The 25,145-nt window shown below is 53.8% G+C and carries 22 protein-coding genes; 8 read left to right on the top strand and 14 right to left on the bottom strand.

The annotated features are described in order from the left end of the window. Nucleotide 1: 1 nt before the first annotated feature. The 3 genes from CKL79_RS11550 to CKL79_RS11540 all read right to left on the bottom strand — a co-directional run bounded on the left by CKL79_RS11550 (nt 2) and on the right by CKL79_RS11540 (nt 3,653). On the bottom strand, nt 2-616 hold the full coding sequence (locus CKL79_RS11550) for a 5-formyltetrahydrofolate cyclo-ligase (protein WP_121969735.1): 615 nt from the start codon (nt 614-616) through the stop codon (nt 2-4). A gap of 57 nt (nt 617-673) precedes the next feature. Next, entirely contained in the window at nt 674-2,296 is a 1,623-nt protein-coding gene (locus CKL79_RS11545; RefSeq protein WP_121969734.1) for a bifunctional pantoate--beta-alanine ligase/(d)CMP kinase, read from the bottom strand. A 223-nt stretch (nt 2,297-2,519) separates the two neighbouring features. Further along, nucleotides 2,520-3,653: a septal ring lytic transglycosylase RlpA family protein gene (locus CKL79_RS11540; RefSeq protein ID WP_121969733.1), complete on the bottom strand. Its 1,134-nt coding sequence runs from the start codon at nt 3,651-3,653 to the stop codon at nt 2,520-2,522. A gap of 467 nt (nt 3,654-4,120) precedes the next feature. On the opposite strand from CKL79_RS11540, the gene purM reads away from it, so the two are divergent. Beyond that, complete coding sequence (gene purM, locus CKL79_RS11535; protein ID WP_121969732.1) at nt 4,121-5,176, top strand: phosphoribosylformylglycinamidine cyclo-ligase; 1,056 nt, start codon at nt 4,121-4,123, stop codon at nt 5,174-5,176. Between the two features lie 90 nt (nt 5,177-5,266). Further along, a complete protein-coding gene (locus tag CKL79_RS11530) occupies nt 5,267-6,106 on the top strand; it encodes a prohibitin family protein (protein WP_121969731.1) in 840 nt (279 codons plus the stop codon). Between the two features lie 106 nt (nt 6,107-6,212). Here the strand turns inward: CKL79_RS11530 and CKL79_RS11525 are convergent, their stop codons facing one another. Then, nucleotides 6,213-6,548: a hypothetical protein gene (locus CKL79_RS11525; RefSeq protein WP_121969730.1), complete on the bottom strand. Its 336-nt coding sequence runs from the start codon at nt 6,546-6,548 to the stop codon at nt 6,213-6,215. Between the two features lie 196 nt (nt 6,549-6,744). Between CKL79_RS11525 and crtD the strand changes: the two genes are divergently transcribed. Together crtD and CKL79_RS11515 are read left to right on the top strand one after the other, a co-directional pair. Beyond that, entirely contained in the window at nt 6,745-8,262 is a 1,518-nt protein-coding gene (gene crtD, locus CKL79_RS11520) for a C-3',4' desaturase CrtD (RefSeq protein ID WP_121969729.1), read from the top strand. 89 nt (nt 8,263-8,351) lie between these two features. Beyond that, a complete protein-coding gene (locus CKL79_RS11515; protein WP_121969728.1) occupies nt 8,352-9,839 on the top strand; it encodes a GTP-binding protein in 1,488 nt (495 codons plus the stop codon). 5 nt (nt 9,840-9,844) lie between these two features. Here the strand turns inward: CKL79_RS11515 and CKL79_RS11510 are convergent, their stop codons facing one another. The 4 genes from CKL79_RS11510 to CKL79_RS11495 all read right to left on the bottom strand — a co-directional run bounded on the left by CKL79_RS11510 (nt 9,845) and on the right by CKL79_RS11495 (nt 15,658). After that, complete coding sequence (locus tag CKL79_RS11510) at nt 9,845-10,225, bottom strand: VOC family protein (RefSeq protein ID WP_121969727.1); 381 nt, start codon at nt 10,223-10,225, stop codon at nt 9,845-9,847. 55 nt (nt 10,226-10,280) lie between these two features. Further along, nucleotides 10,281-11,252, bottom strand: coding sequence for a class I SAM-dependent methyltransferase (locus tag CKL79_RS11505; RefSeq protein WP_121969766.1), 972 nt, complete (start codon nt 11,250-11,252; stop codon nt 10,281-10,283). A 218-nt stretch (nt 11,253-11,470) separates the two neighbouring features. Next, nucleotides 11,471-12,247 carry a DUF4231 domain-containing protein gene (locus tag CKL79_RS11500; RefSeq protein ID WP_121969726.1) on the bottom strand — a complete coding sequence of 259 codons (777 nt, stop codon included), beginning with the start codon at nt 12,245-12,247 and terminating at the stop codon, nt 11,471-11,473. Nucleotides 12,248-12,418: 171 nt separating this feature from the next. Beyond that, entirely contained in the window at nt 12,419-15,658 is a 3,240-nt protein-coding gene (locus CKL79_RS11495; protein ID WP_121969725.1) for a type I restriction endonuclease subunit R, read from the bottom strand. A 191-nt stretch (nt 15,659-15,849) separates the two neighbouring features. Between CKL79_RS11495 and CKL79_RS11490 the strand changes: the two genes are divergently transcribed. After that, a complete protein-coding gene (locus CKL79_RS11490; protein WP_121969724.1) occupies nt 15,850-16,146 on the top strand; it encodes a hypothetical protein in 297 nt (98 codons plus the stop codon). Next, nucleotides 16,143-16,577, top strand: a complete 435-nt coding sequence (locus CKL79_RS11485) for a PIN domain-containing protein (RefSeq protein WP_121969723.1) — start codon at nt 16,143-16,145, stop codon at nt 16,575-16,577. The genes CKL79_RS11490 and CKL79_RS11485 overlap by 4 nt, the downstream gene beginning before the upstream one ends. 10 nt (nt 16,578-16,587) lie before the next feature. Here CKL79_RS11485 and CKL79_RS11480 read toward each other — a convergent pair whose 3' ends face one another. From CKL79_RS11480 to CKL79_RS11455, 6 genes are read right to left on the bottom strand one after another with little or no spacing between them, the layout of a single operon-like run. After that, the gene (locus CKL79_RS11480; protein ID WP_121969765.1) at nt 16,588-17,721 is read right to left on the bottom strand and encodes a restriction endonuclease subunit S; all 1,134 of its coding nucleotides are present in this window, start codon (nt 17,719-17,721) and stop codon (nt 16,588-16,590) included. A 4-nt stretch (nt 17,722-17,725) separates the two neighbouring features. Further along, the gene (locus tag CKL79_RS11475) at nt 17,726-19,105 is read right to left on the bottom strand and encodes an RNA-binding domain-containing protein (protein WP_121969722.1); all 1,380 of its coding nucleotides are present in this window, start codon (nt 19,103-19,105) and stop codon (nt 17,726-17,728) included. Beyond that, nucleotides 19,102-20,643: a class I SAM-dependent DNA methyltransferase gene (locus tag CKL79_RS11470; protein ID WP_121969721.1), complete on the bottom strand. Its 1,542-nt coding sequence runs from the start codon at nt 20,641-20,643 to the stop codon at nt 19,102-19,104. The genes CKL79_RS11475 and CKL79_RS11470 overlap by 4 nt, the downstream gene beginning before the upstream one ends. A 43-nt stretch (nt 20,644-20,686) precedes the next feature. After that, a complete protein-coding gene (locus CKL79_RS11465) occupies nt 20,687-21,874 on the bottom strand; it encodes an FAD-binding oxidoreductase (protein ID WP_121969720.1) in 1,188 nt (395 codons plus the stop codon). Between the two features lie 3 nt (nt 21,875-21,877). Continuing rightward, nucleotides 21,878-22,519 carry an HAS-barrel domain-containing protein gene (locus tag CKL79_RS11460; RefSeq protein WP_121969719.1) on the bottom strand — a complete coding sequence of 214 codons (642 nt, stop codon included), beginning with the start codon at nt 22,517-22,519 and terminating at the stop codon, nt 21,878-21,880. A gap of 3 nt (nt 22,520-22,522) precedes the next feature. Beyond that, nucleotides 22,523-22,711, bottom strand: a complete 189-nt coding sequence (locus tag CKL79_RS11455; RefSeq protein WP_121969764.1) for an NAD(P)H dehydrogenase subunit NdhS — start codon at nt 22,709-22,711, stop codon at nt 22,523-22,525. Nucleotides 22,712-22,899: 188 nt separating this feature from the next. On the opposite strand from CKL79_RS11455, the gene CKL79_RS11450 reads away from it, so the two are divergent. Then, complete coding sequence (locus CKL79_RS11450; RefSeq protein ID WP_121969718.1) at nt 22,900-23,349, top strand: ABA4-like family protein; 450 nt, start codon at nt 22,900-22,902, stop codon at nt 23,347-23,349. A gap of 88 nt (nt 23,350-23,437) precedes the next feature. Continuing rightward, complete coding sequence (locus tag CKL79_RS11445; RefSeq protein WP_240518813.1) at nt 23,438-25,144, top strand: ABC transporter substrate-binding protein; 1,707 nt, start codon at nt 23,438-23,440, stop codon at nt 25,142-25,144. Nucleotide 25,145 lies beyond the last annotated feature (1 nt).

Genomic DNA, 25,145 nt, shown 5'->3' with positions numbered 1-25,145 from the left:
GCTATGCCTGTTTAGCGTCTCTGTAGCTAGGCGAAAGAAACAGGCTGCTTTCTGTGCAGATACCGCTGAGCGGAATGTCCCAGTCGGCTCGCGGCAGCTGAGGCAACCGGGCATATTCAAAGACGATGCCAATGGTGGTTTTGTTGGCCCAAGTCGGGTGGCTGAGCATCCGGTCATAAAAGCCGCCGCCATAGCCCAGTCGGTAGCCGTTCACATCGCAGGCCAAACAGGGGATCAAGATCAGATCGACCCGGTGGGGATCGACTAGCGGCGAAGCAGGATCAGGTTCAGTAATGCCGTAAGTGCCAGTGCGCAACGGCCACTGACAGGTCGGAAACCAGCGATGCCAGTGAAGCGCTTTATCTTCGCAGCGGGGCAGTCCCCAAACGCGCTGCTGCTTGAGCAATATGCCTAAGTCGGGTTCGCCTCGAAAGCTACAGTAGGCCAGTGTCAGACGCGATCGCGTAAACACTGGCCAAGCTTGCAGATGTCGGCAAATGCTAGCCGACTTCTCTTGCCAGATTCGCTGAGGCATGGCCTGCCGGGCTTTGAGTAGCGCCCGCCGCTGAGCTGCTTTTTGCGCTTGGATATGCGCGGGGTTAGAGGGATCAGCCATGCCAGGGGGAAGCCGGGGAGGGGAGAAGGGGGAAAGGGAGCAGCTAGATGTGATGTTTTACTCGGCTGCAATCTGTTGGTAAAGGGTAGAAATTTTCTCGATTACCTGTTCAGCGTCTAGATGGTCGGAGACAATTTCGATTGCGTCGGGGGCTTTTCGCAGCGGGGAGACGGTGCGGGTGCTGTCCTGGCGATCGCGCTCTGCAATCGACTGGGCAAGCTGATCGAGATCGGGTAGGGGCTGATCGGCAGCTTGCAAATCGCGATAGCGGCGACGGGCACGCTCAGCGACTGAAGCGGTCAGGTAAATCTTGAGTTCGGCTTGAGGAAAGACTTCGGTGCCAATGTCACGACCATCGGCGACGATGCCGCCACGGAGGCCGTATTGCTGCTGCTGATCGACTAATTTGGCGCGGACGGCAGCTTGGGCAGCAATCGTCGAAACTTGGGCGGTGACCGTAGCGCTGCGAATCGCTTGCGTCACCTCTTGACCATTTACCTGTACTTGCGGCGGCTGAGGCTGATCGTCTTTAAAGTTAGCGATGAGCTGAATCTCACAGGTAGGCAGTAGCTGAGCAACCGCCGTTTCGTCTGCGGGGTCGATATCTTGCTGTAAGACAAACCAGGTCAGCGCCCGGTACATCGCCCCTGTGTCGAGATAGAGCAGGCCCAGCCGGTGAGCGACCTGACGGGCAACTGTGGATTTACCCGCCCCAGCAGGACCATCGATCGCAATGATGGGCGCGCGTTGCAACACAACATTGTCAATTAAACGGGTCTTGCCTTCAGTGCCTGGGGTGCCTATGTATGCCGCGATCGCCATCATTCCTACAGTCTCAATTGCTTGCAAAGGCTCCAGTGTATCAGGCTGGACTAGCGCCAGGTAGTCTAAAGTGACAGCCGGTACAGTCGCTATGACCTCACCTGCTGTCTGTAGCAGGCTGCGGGCTGATCGCTCCCCCCTCCTGAAGGCTAATTGGGCGGCTTGTAAACTGTGATAGAGCGCTGTTGCCTGCTGACGCTCTGATTCTGATAGGTAGCGGTTGCGTGAACTGATTGCCAGCCCGTCTGGTTCGCGTACCGTTGGGCAAACCACAATCTCACCCGGTAGATGCAGGTCTTGCGAAAGCCGCTTGAGAATAGCGATCTGCTGAGCGTCTTTTTGCCCGAAATAGGCATAGGTCGGTCGCACGATATTCAGCAGCTTAGTCACCACGGTAGCAACGCCCTGAAAGTGGCCTGGACGAGAGCGACCGCAGAGCGTAGCGGTCATCAATTGGGGCGGTACCACCTGGGTCACCGTCGTCAGGTCGGGCTGAGGCGTGCCATAGAGTGCTAGCGGCGAAGGCATGAAGATAATATCTACCCCAGCCGACTGACACAGCTCCTGATCGGCTTGCTGCGGTCGAGGATAGCGCTCAAAATCTTCGTTAGGGCCAAACTGAAGCGGATTGACAAAAATGCTAACGACGACCATGTCACTATCGTGGCGGGCCTGGTCGATCAAGCTGAGGTGACCGGCATGGAGTGCGCCCATCGTCGGCACGAGACCAATGGTGAACTGTTCTAAATTGGATAGGGGGCGATCGCCTGAATCGGGTTTAGGGAGCGATCGCCGACCGCTCCGTTCGCACTGGTCCAGGTGGTGACGCAATCCAGTGACGGTATTAAACAGCCGCACAGCCTTCTCCCCATAGACGCTTTCAGTAAAAATGCCGTGTTTATTTGGCCTACATCAATCTAGCGCAGTCCATGCCTGATCGGGAATGAGCACCCAGCGCGAGCTGAGCAAAAAATAAAAAGGCCCTCGGAGAGAGCCCTTTTTAATCCAGATGCCCCAGATGCCCCAGATGTCTTTGAGGTTGCTGAGCTGCGATCGCGCTTCTAAGCGAAGAGCATCAACATTAGTTGCCTAAAACATCTAGCTGAACGGTGCCTACCCCCGCATTGATCAGCCCGATCTCAGCGGCGGCTCCAGCAGAAAGGTCAATCACCCGGCTGCCGCTATAAGGGCCACGGTCATTAATCCTGACGACAACCTGACGGTTGTTACTGAGATTGGTCACGCGCACCCGGGTGCCAAAAGGCAGCGTCCGGTGAGCCGCTGTCATCGCATTTTGGTTAAAGACTTCACCGCTAGCGCTGCGTCTGCCGTTGAAGCCAGGGCCATACCAGGAAGCGCCGCCAATGGTGCTAGAGACAATTGCTACCGTCTCAACTGCTGGTACTGGTAGTTCAGGCTGAGGTCGCCCCTCAATCTCAGAGACCGGCTGCACATTTCCTAGCAGTCGTCGCAGGCGATTGGTCACCTGTAGCGCATCTTCTGCCGGGTTGTCAGTAGTGTCAGGCAAAAGGGTGCGAGCGTCCAGAGCGACCAGATCTGTGCCCGCCAGGGTGACCACATAGCCCTCGCTTTCTGAATTCCAGCGAACTGAGATATCGGTCGCATCAGTCTCGGCAGAGCCAATTTTGCTGCCTAGACGGGTAGCTCTCAGCACAGGATCATTCTCCTGCTCTGCATTGAGAATATCGCCGGCTCTAGAAACGCTGGCCTGGAGGGAGATCGTTGCATCACTAGCGGCCAGGGAAAGCGCGTCGCTAGCGTTAGAAAGACTGTTAACTTCAGTACCGATGAACGTAAGTACTGGAATATTTTTGATGTAGAGAGTGGCGGCCTGGCGACCATCGACAGCGTGGGAATGAATCAGGATATCGCCGCTGAGAGCGGGCACCAGTTCGGCGTTGGGCTGTGAGCCGCTACTGGCTGAACTAGCAGAGATAGCGCTAGAAGCGACGGTATCGGATAGCTCTACCGAGTTTGCCTCTACCAACTTAGTTTCTACAGGTGAGCCAGTCGATAAACTGGCCTCTGTTCCGGCTGAAACAGACTCAGCAATCTTAAAATTAGCCTCGTCAGCAATAGGCAACGCACTGACAGGCCGAGCACCCACAAGGGTGACGCCGAGACTAGACAGCAGAACGGCTGCTGCCAGACTGCTGGCGTGGTGTTTGGTTGAACCGTTAGAAATCACAAACATAATGGGCTACATCGCAACCGCTCAGACCGCAGCTACTCGCGTTAGGTCTTGTTTGTTGAGCGATTGTGTCATAGCAGCGCTCTGACCTCGAATCAAATAAGCGAACAGTCGCCAATCTACACGAACGAATTTGAACCAGGATCAGCAAATCTTCTGATCAATCCCTAGCGAGAAACTTTATATCGCTTTCATAAAAAGCTTGAAATGACGAAATGTAAAGGATTTGCCGGTCAATTTGTCGTTGTGTAAACCTGCTGTAATACTTATGCTTTTCAAGGCTTGGGTTCTAGATAACTAATCAATCAGAGCTGATTTTTAATGCGTCTATAGGCATAGTTTTTTAGAGACTATGCAATTAGCTGACTATTAAATGACTATATTGAGCGGCTAAACGGACTTTCATTTCTCTAAATTCCTGCTGAGGTTACAGTGAATTAGACACTGAATATTGAAATATCGAATTAGCTATGGATTACCGGCAGGCTGGGGTAGATGTTGAAGCGGGTCGGGCGTTTGTAAATAAGATTCGAACGATGGTAGACAGCACACGTCGGCCAGAGGTGCTGGGGGCGCTGGGCGGATTTGGCGGCTGCTTTGAACTTCCGAGTGGCTATCGTCAGCCGGTGCTGGTATCGGGAACTGATGGCGTTGGTACGAAGCTGAAGCTGGCTCACACGCTGGATCGCCACGATACGGTGGGTATAGACCTGGTGGCGATGTGTGTAAACGATGTGCTGACAATGGGGGCAGAGCCGCTTTTCTTCCTGGATTATTTAGCGACCGGAAAGCTGGCCCCTGAGCAGTTGGCGCAGGTGGTGGCAGGCGTAGCTAGCGGCTGTCAGACTTCGGGCTGCGCGCTGCTGGGCGGTGAAACTGCTGAGATGCCTGGGTTTTATGCGCCAGGGGAGTATGACCTGGCGGGGTTTTGTGTCGGCATTGTCGAAAAAGACCGGATGCTGGATGGGTCGCAGGTGGCGGTGGGCGATCGCCTGATCGGTCTCGCCAGCAGCGGCGTTCACAGCAACGGCTTTAGCCTGGTGCGCAAAATTGTCGCCGAAGGCGCTAGAGACGCCCGCGAAGCTGGCAGGCCCACCGGCTATAGCTGGGACGAAAAGCCTCGTATGCTGGGAGGCCAGTCTTTAGCCGAAGTACTGCTGACGCCAACGCAGCTCTATGTAAAGCCCGTTTTAGCGGCTCTGAAGACTGACCTCACCATTCACGGCATGGCCCACATCACGGGCGGCGGTCTGCCGGAGAATTTGCCGCGCTGCCTGGGCAAGGGGCAATCTATTCAGCTCGTACCCGATAGCTGGCCTGTACTGCCCGTATTTGACTGGATTCGCGCCGCTGGGGAAGTGAGCCGCGCCGATATGTTTAATACCTTTAATATGGGCATCGGCTTTGTGGTGATGGTGCCGCCTGAGCAGGCAGATGCGGCTTGCGAGCAGTTCGCCAGCGAAGGAATTGGAGCCTACGTCATTGGGGAAGTGGTTACAGGCGATGGGGAGCTTTTAGGGCTGTAGCGAGCTAGGCTGTATGGGTACAGGCAGGGTTTGAGGCGATCGCCATTCATCTTGCAGTTTTATCTATATATAAGATAAGGAGTTTTTCTATTGAGCGTGAGCAAGGGAAATATTCAGCCGGTGGTGATTGCGACTATCGCTACGATTGTGGCCATTGTGCTGGCGAGCAGCTTTGTGATTATCAACCCCGGTCAGGCGGGCGTTTTGAGCGTATTGGGTAAAGCCCAAAATGGCGCACTGCTAGAAGGCATTCACCTGAAGCCACCGTTTGTCTCGTATGTAGACGTATATGACATTACGGTGCAAAAATTTGAGGTGCCCGCAGAAAGTTCGACCAAAGATTTACAGGATCTCAAGGCGCGGTTTGCGATTAACTTTCGCCTGGTGCCCGAGAAAATTGTAGACATTCGCCGGAAGCAGGGGTCGCTCTCGAACATCGTTTCTAAGATCATTGCGCCACAGACTCAGGAGTCTTTTAAGGTGGCAGCGGCCAGACGAACGGTCGAGCAGGCGATTACGCAGCGGACATTGCTCAAGGCCGACTTTGACGAGGCCCTGGCGCTCAGGCTAGATAAGTACGGCATTGACGTACTCGATACCAGCGTGGTCGATTTGGCCTTTTCGCCCGAGTTTTCCAAGGCGGTTGAAGAAAAGCAAATCGCTGAGCAGCGAGCGCAGCGGGCGGTTTACGTCGCCCAGGAAGCAGAGCAATCTGCGCAGGCTGAGATCAACCGGGCCAAAGGCCGAGCTGAAGCGCAGAGACTGATCGCCGAGACCTTGAAAGCTCAGGGCGGTACTCTGGTTTTGCAGAAGGAAGCGATTGAAGCGTGGCGCGAAGGCGGCTCGCAGATGCCTCGGGTGCTGGTCACAGGCGACGGCTCTGGCGGCGGTGTGCCGTTTTTGTTTAATCTGGCGGCAGAGACTGAGTAAGTGTACTAGCACTCCAGAGTAAATAGCAAAAAGGGCTATACCACTCAATAGGTATAGCCCTTTTTAGATCGTCTCTTTAGAGCAGAAATTGACTGACCTGGCAGGACTAAGATTCTGCGGCGGCTTCTGCATTTTTAGTCACGTCTTTAGCCATATCGCGATAGTCATTAGGGTCGCTATCGCCGGGGCTTTTGGTACCTTGTTGAGCGGTTGATGAAGACTGGCCGCTAGCCCTAGCTTCAGATTTGCGGGTGACGGGACTGGGGTCGCTTGACTGATTGCCACCGGCGTTGGTCTCGTTTTCTAGCGCGATATCATATTCTTTATCGAAATCTGTATGAGCAACTTCTGACTTGGCTTTGTTTTGGGTCTTTTCGTCTTTGCTCTCTAAGTCTTCAGAGAGCTGCTTTGCGTCCTGCGAAATGTTATTAGGGTCTGCCATAGTGGGCTCCACGCAATTTTACTATCGACTAACAGCTTACGAAGCGAAGCAAAAATAGAGTGTATATCTGATGACGGAGATTGTTGCCAGAGCAGACATATATTCCTTTATATTCCTTTGCATGCCGGATGTAGGCAAGGTGGCCAGCGGTATAACAGCGCTAAACTGAAAGAAGCTTTAAGAAATGTAAAGGTCTATGGGCAGCAGCTCAGCTCAGCAAAGAGTAGTAGTGATTGGCGCAGGCATTGGCGGGCTGACGGCGGCGGCGCTACTGGCGCATCGAGGCTATCAGGTAAAGGTGTTTGATCAGGCGATTGTGCCGGGCGGTTGCGCCTCTACCTTTAAGCGACGGGGCTTCACCTTTGACGTGGGCGCTACTCAAGTGGCGGGGCTGGAGCCGGGCGGTATTCACGCTCAAATATTTGAAGAATTGGGGATTGATCTGCCTGCGGCGAGTGAGTGCGACCCGGCCTGCGCGGTATTTTTGCCGGGAGAGCAGGAGCCGATTAATGTGTGGCGCGATCCGCAAAAGTGGCGGGAAGAGCGGGAGCGGCAGTTCCCAGGAAGCGCTCCCTTTTGGCAGTTCATGAAAGCGCTGTTCGACTATAGCTGGCGGTTTCAGCAGCGCGAACCGGTCTTGCCCCCCCGCAGCCTCTGGGATATTTGGCAGCTCGGGACGGCGGTAAGGCCCGATACGCTGCTGACGGTACCGTTTACGTTTTCGACAGTCGGAGAGATTTTAAGAGGCTACGACCTGTACGATAATCGGCGGCTACGAACGTTTTTGGACATGCAGCTCAAGCTGTATTCGCAAACAACAGCCGACAAGACGGCGGTGCTGTATGCGGCTACGGCGCTGGGCGTATCGCAGGCACCGCACGGGTTGTCTCATCTGAAGGGGAGTATGCAGGTTTTGAGCGATCGCCTCACCACTTCCCTTAAGCAAAACGGCGGCGAACTCCACATGCGCCACACCGCCGAAGCGATAGCAATAGAACAGGGCAAGCCAACCCAGGTAAAAGTGACCAGCCCCAAAGGAGATACCTGGCTGGAACCCGCAGATCATGTAGTTGCCAACGTGACTGTTCAAAATCTGGTGCGTTTAGCTAAAGATAACAGAATGAAAGGCTACGAGCGCAGAGTCGAAAATCTCTCTCCTTCTTCCGGTGCGTTCGTGATTTACTTAGGGGTAGAACAAGCTGCGCTGCCTGCAAACTGCCCGCCCCATCTCCAGTTTCTCTATGACTATGACGGCCCGATTGCTGAAAACAATTCTCTCTTTGTTTCGGTGAGTCGTCCGGGCGATGGGCGTGCACCTGACGGAAAAGCCACCGTCATCGCCTCTTCTTTTACAGAAGTGCAGCAGTGGTATGACTGTGACGAAGCAGGCTATCGGGCAATGAAGGAGAGCTATACTCAGGAGGCAATTTCCCGGCTGAAGGGCTACTTTGACCTGCGGCCCGAGCATTTGGTGCATGTGGAGGCGGCGACACCAAGGAGCTTTGAGACGTTTACGGGGCGCGATCGCGGCATTGTCGGCGGCATTGGTCAGCGAGTCCCTACCTTTGGCCCGTTTGGCTTTGCCACCCGCACACCGATTACCAACCTGTGGCTGGTCGGTGACAGCACCCATCCTGGAGAAGGCACAGCAGGCGTTAGCTATTCGGCGATGACGGCAGTCCGGCAGATCGAAGCAGGCGGGTCGTCTTCCTGAGGCTGATTACAGAAAGCTCTGATACAATGCCGGACATACCCGCTCGCCATCACTGATGAGCGTCGGCAACTGGTTCCTCGGTTTTACCTATGCGTCGGCCCTACCTATTGCTGGTGGCGATCGCCACTCTTATCAGCCTGGGCGCACTGCTCATCGCGGTCAGTTCGCTAGGTCAGCTATATAGCGCGGTGGCAGCAGTGTCGCCTTTGCTGGCTCAGCTAACGGTGCTGCTGGTGGTAGTGGCTTTGATGGGTGCGTTGGGCGTGCTGGCTTACTATGGCTGGCTGTTTTTGCGGCCTCGGCGCAAGCGGGTGGTGACCCTGCCGGAGACGCCAGATAAAGTGGCGGCGGTGAGCTTGCAGGCGGCTCAGCAGCAGGTTAGCCAAATCGAAGATGAGATTGCGCGGCAGGCTTTGGCGGCTCGGTCTCAGGCACTGGCGCAGCGGCTAGAAGAACAGACATTTCAGATAGTGGTGTTTGGCCTGGGGTCGGCAGGGAAGACGGCGCTGGTAAATGCCCTGCTCGGTGAGATGGCTGCGCCCGTAGCGGCGACGCTAGGCACGACTCAGGTAGCGCAGACTTATCGGATAGGGGTGCCCGGACTCGCTAACCGGGATCAGGAGATTCTCATTACTGATACGCCAGGATTGTTAGAGGCAGGAGAATTTGGTGAAGAGCGGGCGCAGCAGGCCAAAGCACTAGCCACCTCAGCGGATTTGCTGTTGTTTGTGATTGACAACGACCTGCATCGGGTGGAGTATGAGCCGCTGGCGATGCTAGTGGGTATGGGAAAGCGATCGCTGCTTGTCTTCAATAAGAGCGATCGCTATTTACCCGAAGAGAGAGAACAGATTTTAGGGCGACTGCGTGAGCGCACGCGGGGGCTGATGGCGGCTGAAGATGTAGTGGCGATCGCCGCCCGCCCGTCTCCGGCTCAGCTAGCAGATGGCACAATGGTTCAGCCCGATCCGACTATTGCCGACCTGATCGAACGCATGCTGACTATTTTGCGGCAAGAAGGATCTGATCTGATTGCTAGCAATCTGCTGTTGCAATCTCAGCGGCTGAGCGCAGATGCGCGCACGCTAATCACTGTGCAACGACAGCAGCAGGCAGAAAAAATTGTAGATCGCTATCAGTGGATAGGGGCAGGCGTGTTGGCGGCCACACCGCTGCCGGTGGTAGATATGCTGGCGACGGCTGCGGTGAATGCGCAAATGGTGGTGGAGCTAGGCCGGGTCTATGGGGTAGAAGTCAGCATTGAGGAGGCGAAGACACTGGCGGTGTCGCTGGCGAAAACAATGGCGGCGCTGAGTTTGGCCAAGGGGGCGATGAAGCTATTAGCGGTGGGGTTACAGGTGAATTTGGCTACGGCAGTCGCTAGTAAGCTGGTGCAGGGGGCGAGCGCGGCCTATCTAACGCGGATTGCGGGCAAGAGTTTTATGGTTTACTTTCAGGCTAATCAAGATTGGGGCGATCGCGGCATTCAGGCCGTTGTAGAGCAGCAGTATCAGCTCAACCGGCGCGATGAATTTGTCAAACAGTTTTTGCGCAGCGCCATCGAAAAGCTCACTTAGAGAGTTCATGCATCAATCACGCGCCACGGTGGATGCTTGCGATTAACGCCCGCACAAAATAGGCAAATCATATTGCCATCCGGATCTTTGAGCCTGGTCTCTCTCCATAGCCACGGCTCGTCTCTAGGGGCATACTCAAAGGCATATCCCTCATTAGTCAGGTCTAAAAACAACTGATCAAGCTCATCAGATTCAAAGTAGATGATAGTGTCAGAGCCTGGTTTGATATCGACTAATTTGTGTACTGAAAAAGTCGATTCGCCCGCCGGACACTCAAACCTGGCATAGTCTTCAGACTCGACAATGAGCCTAAATCCCATGCCTCTGCAAAAAGCGACAGAGCGCCTGATATCTGTTGAAGGAAGCGTGACTTGGTTCAGATTCATGATGGCCCTCAGAGATCTTGAATTCGTCAGTTAAAGGGCGAATCCGACAGTTTGTTTATGACGAAGATGGCTTTCTGCTAATCAGAGTGCGATGGCGCGGATCGCTCATGATGGTCACTACATGCTCAAGTCCGCTTTCCTGCAAGGCCGCTTCTACATTAAAGGTGTAATAGTCATCGCTCCAGGGTTCGGTGCTTTTCATCAGGGTGAAGAGGACGGGCGGCAGGTTTTGAATGACTTCCGACTGCGGATTGTTATCGACAATTGCCAAACAGCCGCCGGGTCGCAGCAGCCGATGGGCTTCGCGAAAGATGGCTTGGGTAATGTGGCGCGGCAGTTCGTGAATGACAAATTGCAGCGTGATCAGGTCAAAAGATGCCCCTGAGAGGCCGGTGTCTTCGGCTTTGGTGTGAATCCATTGAGCGATCGCCCCCTCTTCATCTTGCACTTTTGCCACCGCTAGCATGTAAGGAGAAAGATCTAAACCCACAGTGCGAACAGAATGGTTTTGAGTCTTCTCGTAATAGTCATGGATAGTTCGCGTGGAGATGCCGACCGAACAGCCGATGTCTAAAATGTCTCGTACCGAAGGCGGGCCATGCTCAGCCAGCACGTCGTGAAAGCTAGTACGCAATCGGGCTTGAGCGGCTTGCCAGGTCAGGTCTTCCTGCGGCCAGATGCGCAGCGCCATCGCCTGGGTAGCTGACTCCGCTTCAAAGGCGGCTGGCCAGCACAAATTGCCTTCATCGTAGGCATGAAAAGGCACTTGATAATAGTCTGGATAAACAATCTTCGGGTTAGCGATTGTTGTCAGCGCTTGCTTTGCTGCCGAAGCTTCTAGCGCCTCGTAGTTTTCTCGCCACTGAATGCCGTTTTTCTCAGCGGTCTTGATCAAGACTCGCCTGGCTTGAGATTTCATCACACCGTAAATCGGCTTGGTCTGAATCAACAGATTTACGAAACGGGAGAGTAAGTCGTCACCTGCCCAACTGGGTTTGGCCTTGCTATTTAGTGCGGTGTTGTTCATTTGGCTACTTGCCCGGCGGCTTGCAGGGCCATTTTTCATATAGAACGGCTGCAAAACACTCTATAAGTGCTGCCGTCCGTTGGGCCTCAGTATAGGCCAAAAGTTACTTGAGATCTGAATTTTTCGTTGCAAACGCTACATTCTTTATGCAGTGAAGCAGCCAATCGTTCAACGGCAGCGCTGTCCTCTATCTATCTCTTTCTAGGGCCTATCTCCTTCTAGGGCTGATCTGTTAGATCAATAGCCATGATTGCGGCTGAGGTATCGGGCGTTTCTGAGGGAGCGGCTGTAGGATTGGTTGGCGATCGCTTAGCAGGCGCACCCTCTATTGCTGCCAAGCGATCGCCGATATGTTTGAGTTCACTCATCAAACCATCTGTTTTGTCCTGCAACATCTTTTGAGTTTGGCGATTGTCTTCGAGCATTTGTTCATCGACTAGCTCGATAAAGCTGCGAACATCGTCTTCGATAATTTGTTCTATCCGCTGGACAAACGTACCGTAAGCAGCCTTGATCGATTGGGCATAGTCCATCGCATCGTCTTGATACTTGCTGTAGTGACCTGAGAGCAGTAAAAACTGCCAGTATTCTCCTTTCATCGCTTCGGCGGCTCTGCGATAATTTCGGTGCTTCTCTCCAAAGTTAAAAAATTCTTCAAGTGCAGCCGCGATCGCCACTATCAAGCTGATAATAAAAATGACGCCATCTGTAAGGCCACTCGCGACACTTACCCAGGCAGGTTCTTGCTCGACCGGCTGATCTCTCAATCCGAATAGAGCGCCTATGTCGGGAGAAAATTTGATGCCAATTAAACTTGGAATCAATACGCCTCCGATGACAACAATCAGCCGCAGACGGCGATACCACATCTGCATGGTTTTTGCCCGCCGCTCAAACCAGGCATACTGATCTAGCCAGCGGTTTTCTAAATATGATTTTTTCTCATCGCTGAGGGCCAGCGCCTCAATTTGCTTGAGATGGTGATCGTATGCCATAGAGATTTATGTTGACAGGATAGGCTGACCGAGAGGCAAAGCTAGTGTCCCTTCTGCTGACCGTCAAGGATTTACAGGTAATTCTGGCGGCTAGAACTCAATGTACCGCCTAGCCATGCCGATTTGCACGTCACTTTAAAGGGTATTGGCTTTTCTGCGGTGCTTGTTCTTCTACGGCTGGCCGGTCAGCTCACTGGCGATCACCTCAGCCTGCTTGAGTACAGTTTCGGTGGCCAGTAGCTGCATATCAGGTGGGTAGCCATACTTTCTTAGCAGCCGTTTGACGATGACTTTGAGCTTGGCCCGCATGTTCTCCTTAATAGCCCAGTCAATGGTGGCGTTCTCGCGAATCTTTTGGGTGAGGACGACGGCGAGTTCGCGCAGCTTGTCTTGCTGCATCAGCTCGCGGGCGCTGTCGTTATTGGCGACGGCGGTGTAAAAGGCGTATTCGTACTCGGATAGGCCCATTGCTGAGGCTTCAGAATCGGAGGATACGATCTCTTTACTGATGTGGATTAGCTCATCCATCACTTCGGCGGCGGTGAGGATTTTGTTTTGGTAGCGCTTGAGGGCGTTTTCGAGCATCTCTAGCAGGGTTTTGCTCTGTACGAGGTTCGTCTTGGCGCGGGCTTTTAGCTCGTCGTTGAGCAGCTTTTTCATCACTTCTAGGGCGATGTTTTTATGCTCGTAGTCTTTGAGTTCGGCCAGGAATTCATCGGAGAGGATGGAGATGTCTGGCTTTTTGATGCCTGCGGCGTCGAATACATCGATCACCTGCTCTGATACCAGCGCCTGATCGATGACTTGGCGGATGGTGGTTTCGAGTTCTTCGTTGCTGCGGCCTTCGCTGGGACTGTCGAATTTGGTCAGGCGGGCTTTGATGGCTTGGAAGAAGCCGACCTCATCTTTGGCGTCTAGGGCTTGCTCGTGGGGGATGGCGATCGCAAACGCCTGAGACAATGCCGTCACCTCGTTGATATAGCGCTTCTTACCGTCCTCTAAGCCCAAGATATGCTCTTCTGCGGCCAAAATCATCGACAGTTTACGGGCGGTGTCGGCGTCAAAGTAGTTCTCGTAGGGGAAGCCGTGGTACATCGCAGAAACCACTTCGAGCTTTTCGAGCATGAGAGCGACGGCTTGCTCCTGGGCGAGAGTAGGATCGCCTTTGCCGCCTGCGTCGGAGTAGAAGGAGAGGGCTTCTTTCAGGTCTGAGGCGATGCCGAGATAGTCTACGACGAGGCCACCGGGTTTGTCTTTGTAGACGCGGTTGACGCGGGCGATCGCCTGCATCAGGTTATGACCTTTCATCGGCTTGTCGATATACAAGCTGTGCAGACTAGGCGCGTCGAAGCCGGTGAGCCACATGTCGCGCACGATCACCAGCTTCAGCGGGTCGGTGTCGTCTCTCATGCGGTCGGCTAGATTCTTACGCTGTGTTTTGGTGGTGTGATGCTTGGCAATTTGAGAGCCTTCGCTCGATTTGGCAGTCATCACCACCTTGATCGCGCCCTTAGCGGGGTCGTCGTCGTGCCAGTCGGGGCGGATCTGGATAATAGCGTCGTAAAGTTCGGCAGCGATGCGGCGCGACATGCTCACGACCATGCCTTTACCGGCAAAGACTTCTTGCCGTGCTTCAAAGTGACTGACGATATCTTGCGCGATGGTTTGGATGCGTTGAGGATTGCCGATGAGGGCTTCTACTTTGGTGCGATTGGCTTTGGCTTTCTGGGCTTCGGCTAGGTCGTCTTGGGCTAGGTCTTCATCTAGCTGCGCAATCAGCTTTCTGCCTGCGTCGCTGAGGCTGATTTTGGCAAGGCGGCTTTCATAGAAGATGCGCACGGTGGCCCCGTCTTCTACGGCTTGGGCGATGTCGTAAATGTCTACATAGTTGCCGAACACTGCCGGGGTGTTGGCGTCGGTTTTTTCGATGGGGGTGCCGGTGAAGCCGAGGTAGGTGGCGCTGGGCAGGGCGTCGCGCAGGTATTTGGCGAAGCCGTAGACGACTTTTTTACCGATCAGGGTGCCACTGTCGTCTTTTTCGTCGATGGTTTTGGCGCTGAAGCCGTATTGGGTGCGGTGGGCTTCGTCGGCGATAACGACGATGTTGCGGCGCTCTGAGAGCTGTTCGTAAATGTTGCCGTCTTCGGGTTGGAATTTTTGAATGGTGGAGAAAACGACGCCACCAGAAGCGACTTTTAGCAGACTCTTTAGCTCGTCGCGATCGCCTGCTTGTACCGGGTCTTGGCGTAGGAGCTGCTTTGAGGCGGCGAAGGTGTCAAAGAGCTGATCGTCCAGGTCGTTGCGGTCGGTGATAACGAGGATGGTTGGGTTGTTGAGGGTTTGAACGATTTTGCCGGTGTAGAACACCATTGACAGGGATTTTCCGGAGCCTTGGGTGTGCCAGACGACGCCTGCTTTGCGATCGCCCTTCGGCTGCTGAGCCACATCACCCAGTCCATAGCTGGCTGGGCTTTCCCCCGCTTTGAATGCGCCCTCAAAAGGAGCGCTGATATCAGCAGCTCCAATGTTCGCGGCCCTCAGCGTAGATTCGATGGCGGCGTTGACGGCGTAGTACTGGTGGTAAGCGGCGAGCTTTTTGACGGTCTGGATGCTGATGACTTTGGTGCTGGGGTCTTCTTTTTTGGTTTTTTCAAAGACGATGAAGTGGCGCACAAGGTCTAGCAGGGTGGCTTTGTTTAACATGCCTGCGATCAGCGTTTCGAGCTGACTGACCAGGGGCGAGGCTTGGGTTTTGCCGTCGGCGGTTTTCCAGGCCATGAAGCGGCTGAATCCGGCGGAGAGGGAACCGGCTCTGGCTTCGAGTCCGTCGGAGATGATCGAAAAGGCGTTGGGGGTGAACAGGCTGGGGATGGTGGCTTTGTAGGTTTCGATCTGCTGGTAGGCGGTTTTGAGGGTGGCGTTTTCGTCGGTAGCGTTTTTTAGCTCGATCACGACCAGGGGCAGGCCGTTGATGAATAGCACTAGGTCGGGGCGCTTGTTGTGGTTGTTTTCGATGACGGTGAACTGACTGGCGACGACGAAATCGTTATTGTTGGGGTGGGCGAAGTCGATTGGCCATACGAGGTCGCCGCGTTCGCCGCCGTCTTGCTGAATAGTGATGTTGACGCCTTCGGTGAGCAGGCGGTGGAAGGCTTCGTTATTGGCGGGCAAGTCGGGTGATGAAATGCGCTGGATGTCTTTGAGGGCGGTTTGCAGTTTGTCGGGGCTGGTGTTGGGGTTGATGCGGTGCAGGGCGGCTTCTAGGCGGTTAGTGAGGATGACTTCTTCGTAGCGGCTGCGTTCGGGGGTGGGGCTATCAGGGCCGGGAGCGTGTAGGTGGGTGTAGCCCTGGCGCTGGAGTAGCTCAATGGCAAGGGTTTCGATGGCGGATTCGTTGAGTTGGTGAGTCATTGAGCTGGGGCTGAAGGGGGCGTTACGCTTATTTTACGAAGCGTTGTATGAAGTACAGGACAATACTTGCTTAGCTTACCCAGTTGAAAATATTGATTGAATTAAGCTGAGCTGAGACGAGTATTTGTACTCATAAATTACGTGGGTTTGATCCAAGCTAGAATGGCTGTATCGCAGCTATTAGCCTCGCTATGGATCTATCCTCTGCTTTGCAACAAGAAGTTGAACAAATTGCTAGGCGGCAAGGACTCTCGCCGGAGCAGTTTATTTTGCAGGCTGTCACGGAAAAAATAAACGCACTTAAAGCGCAAGTTAGCCTATCTGTTACGCTATCTGCGGATACTGCGATGAGAGTTGATTCGGTAGAGTCTCGCCTTCGAGATCAGGATGGCATTTTGGTGTTTGATACGGAGTCGCTTGAGCAGGTTGATTTTGATGCGCTACTTGAGCAAAGTAGGGGTAGAAGCTGGGAAGAACTAGGGCTGTGAAGGTTCTATTTGATACTTCTGTCATTGTTGCGGCATCACTGCCTCAGCACCCTAGCCATGTTCCTTGCTTCGCTCAGCTACAAGCGGCTAAGGCAGGGCAAGTTGAAGGCTATCTTTCCACTCATAGTTTGGCAGAAATTTACTCTGTGCTGACTCGGATGCCTAGCAAACCCCGCATGTCACCGCAAGATGTCAGGTTGTTAATTGAGCATCAGTTGCAATACCTAAAGGCTGTCTCGTTAGAACAAGCAGATTATCAGGCGGCGATCGCTCAAATGTCAGATCTCAACCTTCCAGGCGGGGGGATTTTCGATGCTTTGATCGCCCAAGCTGCGTTGAAATCAGATGTGGATAGGCTATTAACGCTAAATCCGAAGCACTTTACTCGTCTTAGTGGGGCGATCTCGATTTTGGTTTTTGTGCCTGAGTAGTCGGCTATGGTTACACGTCTACGCGCACTTCGCCGCTCATGAGTTTGGGAAGAAGCGTATCGCGGAGTTTTTCAAGGATTTGGATTTGAGCATAATTGTTCTCTATCTTCTCCCACGACTCGTGGGCAATACTGGCAAAATCTTTTAGCTTATCGCTTGGTGGAAGATGAAAGACGATAGCCCCTATGTCCGATGGCTTCAGTGAAGGATAAGCTGAGGTAGAACCCTCAGCTATTGAGTGCAGATACTCAGTCATTTCGTCGTTCGTCAGTAGAAGATAAACGAAGTGAGGATCTATTTTCGTGCAAGTTATGACACAGAACCCAGTAGAAACGACTAGGTTATCTGCTGGGTTTTTAACTACCCCATAGTGCTTCTGATTGGGTCTTACAGTAGAGATGAGCACATCGTTATGTCGAACCAAACGCTTTGCCCTACTGGGCGAATGGCTCGTCTCAAGCGATTGTAAACCATCAATCTTACCTTCAAGAATTGAGCCAGTATCCAAATACTCAATTGTTTTGTGGGGGTAGCTTTTATCAATGCTGGATTTATTTAGTTCGACAAAATCAGCTACATTCATCTCCTCCCAATCATCCTGAGCCTCTTCGATGAACCACTGACGGAACAGTGTCTTAGCGATCGCCTCAAGCGTTTTGTTCTGGCGGTGCAGTAGGTCAATTTTGTCGTCTAGGCTGCTGAGAACTTGTGCGATCGCTTGCTGCTCTATCTTTTCTCTTGGAAGGAAAATTGGTATTGCCAAGAGATTCGTCTTGTTTAACTTTGGCTGAACAGCACCGCTTATGAATTCGTTCAAATCTAAATTTTGAAGATAATAAACGATAAGGCTGCTAAGATGTTCCTCACGAAACTTAAGTATATGAGCATGATTATTCACCCAGAACTGCCCATCTGCCTTAAAGGCTATTGGAGTCTTTCTTGTTCTTAAGTTCTCTCCATCTTCCGAAATTAGAACATGTTCTCCATCAAAGATGTAGTCGTCTATGTAATCAACGATGCCTGATGCTCCGTAATATGGAAATTTTCCACTTCTTCCGGTTCTATCTTTGGTACTCAGAGGTACACGTTTATAATTTAGAACTTCAGCAAAGTCTTCTATTTTAAATTCTAGCCACTCACTCATCTTTTCACCCTTCACTTCCTACGTAGTAGGTGTTGCGTCCACCACCCCGCTTCTCAACTAAGCCCTTATCAATCATTTCTTTCAATATCCGTCTAGCTCTAGCTTCCTTAACTCCAACTAGGTTCTCAACGATTTTGGATGTGATTGACCGCTGAGTTTCCAGATAAGCCAAAATTCGCTGCTCATTTTCCGATACTCTACCGATACTTCCCGATACTTTTCCGATACTTTTAGGTTTAGCCATCACCTCAAACCCAGGCCGATAAAACTCTACATCCACAAAATCCCCCTTCTCTCGAATCCTCGGCTCCGCCAGCCCCCAATCCAAACAAGCCGCCCGAATCCGCTGAATCCCGCTGCCCCACTGCTCGATGTACCCCAACGCCTTAAACACTCGCGCAATCGTCCGATTACGAATCTCCGAACGCCCATCCAACAGCGTCTCCGCCGTCAGCGTACTCGGCAACCCCCCCGGCGACACCACATTCACCACATCGTCATACACCCCCACCTTGATATCGCGGCCCTTATTCGTATAGTCCCGATGCACCACCGCATTCACCAACGCCTCCCGCAGCGCCTCATCCGGCAACTCATACGTATCCGTCCGCTGCAACCCACTAATCTCACCCCGCAGATGAATATGGTTTTTAATGAACCCCTCCGCCTGCGCTAGCTGTCCAAACAAATCGCCCTCATACTCCTTGCGATCCAAAAAGACACTCATATCCGTCCCCCGAAACCGCGCACACTTCATCACCACATGCGGATAGCGCCCCAGCAAAATCATCAGCCCCTGCGTCGGCCATAGCTCCCCCTGCTCCATCTGCACCAGCTTCAAATTCCTCAGCTTCTCCGCCGTCAGCGGCTTCCCCCGCTCCGCAAACCGCTCCATCAACGGCGTCAAATCCAACTCAGAAAGCACCTGCTCCCGGCAAACCTCCTCATCAAAACTCTGACTGCGCTTCTGCCGCTCCAGCTCCAGAATGTGCTCAAAATCCGCCCGCCGATTCGTCGCCCCAATCCGCAAATACGTCCCCTCGTTTTTCCCCGCCGCCTTCAGGTAATAGGGCAGCAAATTTCCCCGAAATACTTCCACCACCAGCACCAGACGGCCCTGCACATTCGCACTATAAATCTCTGGCAAAATCGCTGGAGAGCAGCGGTCAAACACAATCGAAGCCACCCGATCCTGCAAATCCAAAACATCCGTCTCAGCCAGCCCCACCACCTGCCGCTCATCATCCACCCCAATCACCAGCTTGCCGCCGCTGGTATTAGCAAACGCCACCACCGTCTTCGCGATCTGGTCATGCCGGGGCAGTTGAGCCTTTAGCTCCAGCGTCTTGCCCTCGCCCTGCTGAATTTGCTCTATCAGCGTCATGGCAGCTTTACCCGCGATAGGTTGAGCGAGATCGCCTCATTCAGCGCCGCCTCTTCCTGTAACTGCGCCTCAAACTCCGCCTTCAGCGCCGTAAACCGCTCCGTGAAATCAAAATCATCCTCTTCTTCGGCTAACCCCACATAGCGCCCCGGCGTCAGCACATAGTCCAGCTCTGCCACCCGCTCCAAGGGCACCGACGCACAGAAGCCCTTCACATCCTCATAGCCCGCTTCCCCGGTGCGCCAAGCATGGTATGTCTGTGCAATCTGCTGAATATCCTTATCTGATAGCTCGCGCGTCCGTCGATTGATCAGGTGCCCCAGGTTGCGCCCGTCAATAAACAAAATCTCGCCCTTACGCGGATGGCCATTATTCCGCGCCCGATTCATAAACCACAGCGCCGCCGGGATCTGCGTATTCAAAAACAGCTTCGCGGGCAAATTCACAACGCAGTCCATCACATTGCCATCAGCAATCAGCGCTTCGCGAATCTTGCCCTCCCCGCTAGTCTTACTGGTCAGCGCCCCCTTTGCCAGCACCACTCCCGCCCGTCCGCTAGGAGCCAGATGGTACAGAAAATGCTGCAACCAAGCAAAGTTCGCATTCCCCGCAGGTGGCACCCCATACTGCCAGCGCCCATCTCCCCGCAGCAGCTCACCGCTCCAGTCGCTCACGTTAAACGGTGGATTAGCAATAATAAAATCCGCCCGCACATCCTTGTGCGCGTCATTAAGAAACGAGCCTTCGTTATTCCACTTCACCTGCGAACTGTCGATACCGCGAATCGCTAGGTTCATCTTCGCCAGCCGCCACGTCGTCTGATTGCTCTCCTGACCGTAGATAGAGATATCGTTCACCCGGCCCTGGTGCTCTCTTACAAACTCATCTGATTGCACAAACATCCCACCCGATCCACAGCAAGGATCGAAAACTCGCCCTTTGTACGGCTCCAGCATCGCCACCAGCAGCTCGACAATGCTGCGCGGCGTATAGAACTGCCCACCCTGCTTGCCCTCAGCCAGGGCAAACTCACCTAAGAAATACTCAAACACATGCCCCAGCACATCCGCGCTGCGGGCCTTAGCATCGCCCAGCGCAATATTACTCACTAGGTCAATCAAGCTACCCAAGCTAGTCGGGTCAAGGTTCTGCCTTGCAAACACCTTCGGCAACACGCCCTTAAGCGAAGCATTCTCCGCTTCAATCGCATCCATCGCCGCATCGACAAACGTACCGATTTTGGGCTGTTTCGCCTTGGCCTGAAAAAAAGACCACCGCGCCTCTGGCGGCACAAAGAAAATGTTCTCTGCCTTGTATTCGTCCTTGTCCTCCGGGTCAGCCCCGGCATACTCACCCTCACCGGCTTTCAGCTTGGTGAAGAGTTCTTCAAAAGCATCTGAGATGTACTTGAGGAAAATCAAGCCCAGCACCACATGCTTATACTCAGCCGCGTCAATATTCTTGCGCAGCGTATCAGCCGCTTTCCATAGCTGCTTTTCTAACGGTTCTTCTTTGGCTACTTTCTTGGCTTTGGCCATGCCGATCCTTTACAGAGCAATCAAAGACTGAGGATGAACGGGCCTAATGGTCGCGTTCAACGCTGAAACGGTCAATCAGCATATCTTTTATCAGGCCGTCTGGCGAGTCTGGCAGGTGCCCTGTCAAGTATTGGGCGTAGCGCTGAGCAACAGGCGGTACAAGCGCAAAGGGACTGGTGAAACCTGAGAAGAGATGTAGCCCGCTGACGGTAGGCACAGGGCCGAGTAGCGGTAAGCCGTCTTGGGTGAAGGTGACCAGGCAGTGTCGCCAGGTGCCAGGAACGCCTTTGAGGATTGGTAGCTGTTGTTCTATAGCCCGGCGAATAGCGGTTTCGCTATCGGTAGGGTCAGCAGGCGGGCTGTAGGCGGAGTGAAAGCGGCTGATCTGCCCGATGCGAGCGGTTTTATCGGCGAATTGGATGACGCCTGCTTCTAAGACGGGCGGAATCACCTGGCTGTTGGGCTGTTGCCACTGGTCGCTAGCAGCGGCTTCGGCCTCTTGCTTAAAGCGGTTGTTGGCGGCGGGCATGATCAGCGATCGCACCTCAAAATCCAAAGGCGGCGTTTCTATAATCTCGGCATGCGTGAAAAACAGCGGCACCTGTAAACCAACCGCCCGCAAAAGATTTCGACTGTACGCGCCAGCTGCAACCACAACCGTTTGAGCAGGGTACGCCTGAGCCTCAGTCATTACGCCTGTGACTTTGTTGCCTACTCTCACTAATCCAGACGCGGCAGACAGATTGTGATGACCGCCCAGCCTGCGAAATGCCTGGTTGTAAGCAGCTACCAACGACATCGGATCGACATGGGCATGGCGGATGGTGAAGGCAGCAGCGATCGCCTCCGCGTCAATCTGCGGTTCTATCTCCTGCGCCGCTTCAACAGAAATTAGCTGAGGCGGCCTATCAAAGACTTTGTAAGCGTTAATGAGAGAGTCTATATCTGCTTCTTTTTCGACCGTTAGCAACAGATCTATCTCTCGGAGCTGAGTATCTGCCTCTAGCTCATCTGATAGCTCGCGGTGGCGAGCCATGCCTGCGCGCAAAAGTGTCGTTGTCAACTCGGTTGTCCCGGCCCAGTAGCCAATGCCGCCATAGCTGTAGCACGTGCCGCTGTCACGGTTGCCATCGTCTAGCAAGAGCACTGCCTGACCCGCTTTGGCGAGTTCGTAGCTGAGCGCGGCCCCAGTGAGGCCATTGCCAATGACGATAGTGTCGTAGGTTTGCATGGGCTAGGGATGAATCTGCGAGAGAATCATCCGCAGGCGGTCATAGTCATCTTTTAGCAAAACGCTCACCGTGCGCCCGGCCCTTACTAGCCAATCGCGGTCTAGATCGCGCAGGCCATAGACCTCACGAATCGCTGCCGCCGCCAAACTCTCTGTCGGCACGCCGCTCACCTGCAAGAGTGTGCGCAGCCAGTCGAGTTCTTCTGTAAAAGAAATCACTTCATCCGGCTCACAGCAATGCACAGCCTGGTGAACCTGCGGCGGACGCGGCGGCAGATGCTGATAGGTGCGTTGAGTTGCCAGCGGCACAAAGCCAACAATTGCCACCCGAAACTCAGTCTTGAGCATGGCAAAAATCTGTGGCTGCTGTTCGCGCAGCTCGTCAAGCGACATTCCCAGCGCCCGCGCCCGATGCACCGAATCTAGCGGGCTGGTCGTCGCATGGTAGACCACGCCGTAAATCTGGTTGTCGGCTTCTTCGTCATAAGCTTTCACCCAGCTACCAAAGGGCGGCATTGCCGGAAAGCTCAGATCTTCGGGCTCTAAGCACTGCGCCAAAAACTCGGTGGTTGAGGTTTCAATCACTTCAGCAATGTGACTGGCCTGACGCGATCGGGTAGTAAACTGCGGCAGCGGCAGACGCATCGCTTACTTCTTCCCTCGCATGGGCTTGACAATCTCTAAGTCTGAAGGTTTGAAAGTAACGAGCTTATCCCAGTTGCCGCCTTCAAACAGGACGGCGATCTTGCCGTCACTGACGCGCTGCACCTGACCTTCAAAGCCAAAGTAAGTATCGTCAACGTTGGTAATGCGAATGGGCGAGCCTGGCAAAATCATCATGGTTTCAGTTGTGCTTTACAGCGGGAGACGGTCGCTATCCTAACCTAGCTTACAGGGCTGGTTTGAGAGCGCAACCTCTCTCCAGGTTATTTAGACAGATTTTGTGCGGAAAACTTTGTCAGCCAGCGCAACTTGCAGGTATACCTGAAAACAGACCGCTCACTGCCAGAAGTAAGACACAACTCATGATCGACTATCTCTACAACGGTGCCAACTTATTCGCGCTGCCTTTTTGGACGCTGATGATTATTTTGCCAGGCTGGTCGGTGACGCGCCGGGTAATGGCTTCCTATATTCCCTTTGTGCCGCTGGCTTTAGCCTACATTTACTGCTTTGCCACTAGCCTTGACCCAGATTCTCTAGCGGCCTTTGCGAACCCGACCTTGAGTCAGCTAGCGGGGCTATTTGCCGATGAGCGGGTGATGGCGACGGGCTGGATTCACTTTATTGTGATGGATCTGTTTGTCGGACGCTGGATCTATTGGCAAGGGCAAGAAAAAGGCGTTTGGACGCGGCACTCTTTAGCGCTGTGCCTGTTTGCTGGCCCGGTGGGTCTATTGTCCCATTTAATTACGGCCTGGTTGCAAGGACGAATGGGCGCGGCTGAAGCCGAAAGCGCAGAAGCCGTGAGCTAGAGAATCTGACTAAAATTGGCACGCTCTCTTCTGACGAATTGACCCAACATCCCCCATAATGACGTGTTGTAGGTTACACAGGCAGACCATGATGGTGACGCTTCTTCGTTTGCAGCGGCGATGGTTCTTTAGAATTAGCCAAAAAATCAGCCAGAGGATCGGTCAAAGATTACGCCGAGTCGGAGCCTACGGGGGCCTGTTTAGCCTGGTGCTAGTGCTAGCTGTGAGCTGCGGCGGCGGCAATACGGCTTCGGTAGATTCGGCGGCGACAGAAGGGGCTGTGAGTACGGGCGATCGCGTCTCAATCGGCACCACCCTCAGCGCGCGCACGCTAGATCCAGCTGATGCCTACGAAATTTTTCCCGGCATTTTGCTTTATAACCTGGGCGATCGCCTCTATACCTACGCCCCTGGCACCACCGATCTGGTACCGCAGCTCGCCACCGAAATGCCCACCGTCAGCGAAGACGGCCTCACCTACACCATCCCACTACGCGACGATGTCACCCTGCATGACGGCACCCCCTTCGATGCCGAGGTGATGGCTTTTTCCATCCAGCGGATTATCGAAAACAACGGTCGGCCCTCTTCTCTAATCGCCGATAAGGTCGAATCTGCTACCGCTGCTGAAACGGGTGAACTGGTGATCACGCTCAAGCAACCGTTTGCTGCCTTTCCAGCCCTGCTGACCTTTTGGAGCATGACGCCCGTTTCCCCCACAGAGTACGAGATCGGCGCGGGCAGCTTCAAGCCTGACAACTTCATTGGCTCTGGCCCTTACAAGCTAGCCTCCTTTAGCAGCGATGTGATCAAGCTCGATGTGAATGAAGACTACTGGGGTGAGCCTCCGGCCAATGGCGGTATTGATATTCAGGTGTTTACCAGCGCGGCCAACCTGTTTACTACCTTTACCTCCGGCGGGCTCGATGTGGCCTATCAAACGCTCGACCCCGACCAGATCGCCAAGATCGAATCCGACGCTGATAGCAATGACTGGCAGGTCATCGAAGCAGGCAGCACGGTGGTCAACTACCTATCGCTCAACCAGAAGATTGCCCCCTTCGACGATCTCAACGTGCGCAAAGCGGTAGCTGCGATGATGGATCGGCAGTTGATTAGTGATCGCGCCTTCAACGGCCAGGCCGAACCGCTCTACAGCCTGATTCCTAAAAGCTTTGAAGTCTACGAACCCGTCTTTGAAGAAGCCTACGGCGACGGCGACTATGACGAAGCCAAGCAGTACCTCACCGCCGCTGGCATTACCGAAGCCAATCCGCTCACGTTTGAAATCTGGTATCCGTCAGCCTCTACCCCTCGGCAAGTGGCCGCCAACACTATTAAGCAGTCAGTCGAACAAGCGTTACCCGGCCTGGTGAATATCACCGTCAGCACCGCTGAAGCGGCGACCCTGTTTGAAAACGTCGAAAAAGGTGCCTATAACAGCGTGCTCTCTAACTGGTACCCCGACTACTTCGACCCCGAAAACTTCGTGCAGCCCTTTCTCACCTGCGACCAGGGCAGCCCTGAAACGCTGTGCGAAGTCGGAGCCACGCAGAGCAACGGCTCGTTTTACTACAGCGAAGAAGCCAACCAGCTCGTCGCCCAGCAAAACGCCGAGCAAGACCCTGCCAAGCGCGATCAGGTCTTCAGCGACTTGCAGCAGCTCATGATTGACGACGTGCCCTACGTTCCTCTCTGGCAGACCAAAGACTATATCTTTACCACCGCTGATGTGAGCGATGTCGCCATCGAGCCTAATCAGCAGTTCCTTCTCTGGCAGATTGAAAAAGGGTAAG

The organism is Leptolyngbya sp. BC1307 (assembly GCF_002286735.1).
In the GTDB taxonomy this organism is placed as follows: Bacteria; Cyanobacteriota; Cyanobacteriia; order Phormidesmidales; family Phormidesmidaceae; genus Phormidesmis.
Note: the sequence above shows the minus strand (reverse complement) of the source record. Positions and strands in the feature narration are given on the sequence as shown.

What these genes read in the sequence shown, in the direction of transcription:
- CKL79_RS11460 (WP_121969719.1), bottom strand. Translation starts at nt 22,519, where the DNA reads ATGCGTCTGCCGCTGCCGCAGTTTACTACCCGATCGCGTCAGGCCAGT.
- CKL79_RS11525 (WP_121969730.1), bottom strand. Translation starts at nt 6,548, where the DNA reads ATGGCAGACCCTAATAACATTTCGCAGGACGCAAAGCAGCTCTCTGAA.
- CKL79_RS11500 (WP_121969726.1), bottom strand. Translation starts at nt 12,247, where the DNA reads ATGGCATACGATCACCATCTCAAGCAAATTGAGGCGCTGGCCCTCAGC.
- crtD (WP_121969729.1), top strand. Translation starts at nt 6,745, where the DNA reads ATGGGCAGCAGCTCAGCTCAGCAAAGAGTAGTAGTGATTGGCGCAGGC.
- CKL79_RS11450 (WP_121969718.1), top strand. Translation starts at nt 22,900, where the DNA reads ATGATCGACTATCTCTACAACGGTGCCAACTTATTCGCGCTGCCTTTT.
- CKL79_RS11465 (WP_121969720.1), bottom strand. Translation starts at nt 21,874, where the DNA reads ATGCAAACCTACGACACTATCGTCATTGGCAATGGCCTCACTGGGGCC.
- CKL79_RS11550 (WP_121969735.1), bottom strand. Translation starts at nt 616, where the DNA reads ATGGCTGATCCCTCTAACCCCGCGCATATCCAAGCGCAAAAAGCAGCT.
- CKL79_RS11455 (WP_121969764.1), bottom strand. Translation starts at nt 22,711, where the DNA reads ATGATTTTGCCAGGCTCGCCCATTCGCATTACCAACGTTGACGATACT.
- CKL79_RS11540 (WP_121969733.1), bottom strand. Translation starts at nt 3,653, where the DNA reads ATGTTTGTGATTTCTAACGGTTCAACCAAACACCACGCCAGCAGTCTG.
- CKL79_RS11505 (WP_121969766.1), bottom strand. Translation starts at nt 11,252, where the DNA reads ATGAACAACACCGCACTAAATAGCAAGGCCAAACCCAGTTGGGCAGGT.
- CKL79_RS11470 (WP_121969721.1), bottom strand. Translation starts at nt 20,643, where the DNA reads ATGGCCAAAGCCAAGAAAGTAGCCAAAGAAGAACCGTTAGAAAAGCAG.
- CKL79_RS11495 (WP_121969725.1), bottom strand. Translation starts at nt 15,658, where the DNA reads ATGACTCACCAACTCAACGAATCCGCCATCGAAACCCTTGCCATTGAG.
- CKL79_RS11445 (WP_240518813.1), top strand. Translation starts at nt 23,438, where the DNA reads ATGATGGTGACGCTTCTTCGTTTGCAGCGGCGATGGTTCTTTAGAATT.
- CKL79_RS11510 (WP_121969727.1), bottom strand. Translation starts at nt 10,225, where the DNA reads ATGAATCTGAACCAAGTCACGCTTCCTTCAACAGATATCAGGCGCTCT.
- CKL79_RS11475 (WP_121969722.1), bottom strand. Translation starts at nt 19,105, where the DNA reads ATGACGCTGATAGAGCAAATTCAGCAGGGCGAGGGCAAGACGCTGGAG.
- purM (WP_121969732.1), top strand. Translation starts at nt 4,121, where the DNA reads ATGGATTACCGGCAGGCTGGGGTAGATGTTGAAGCGGGTCGGGCGTTT.
- CKL79_RS11490 (WP_121969724.1), top strand. Translation starts at nt 15,850, where the DNA reads ATGGATCTATCCTCTGCTTTGCAACAAGAAGTTGAACAAATTGCTAGG.
- CKL79_RS11515 (WP_121969728.1), top strand. Translation starts at nt 8,352, where the DNA reads ATGCGTCGGCCCTACCTATTGCTGGTGGCGATCGCCACTCTTATCAGC.
- CKL79_RS11480 (WP_121969765.1), bottom strand. Translation starts at nt 17,721, where the DNA reads ATGAGTGAGTGGCTAGAATTTAAAATAGAAGACTTTGCTGAAGTTCTA.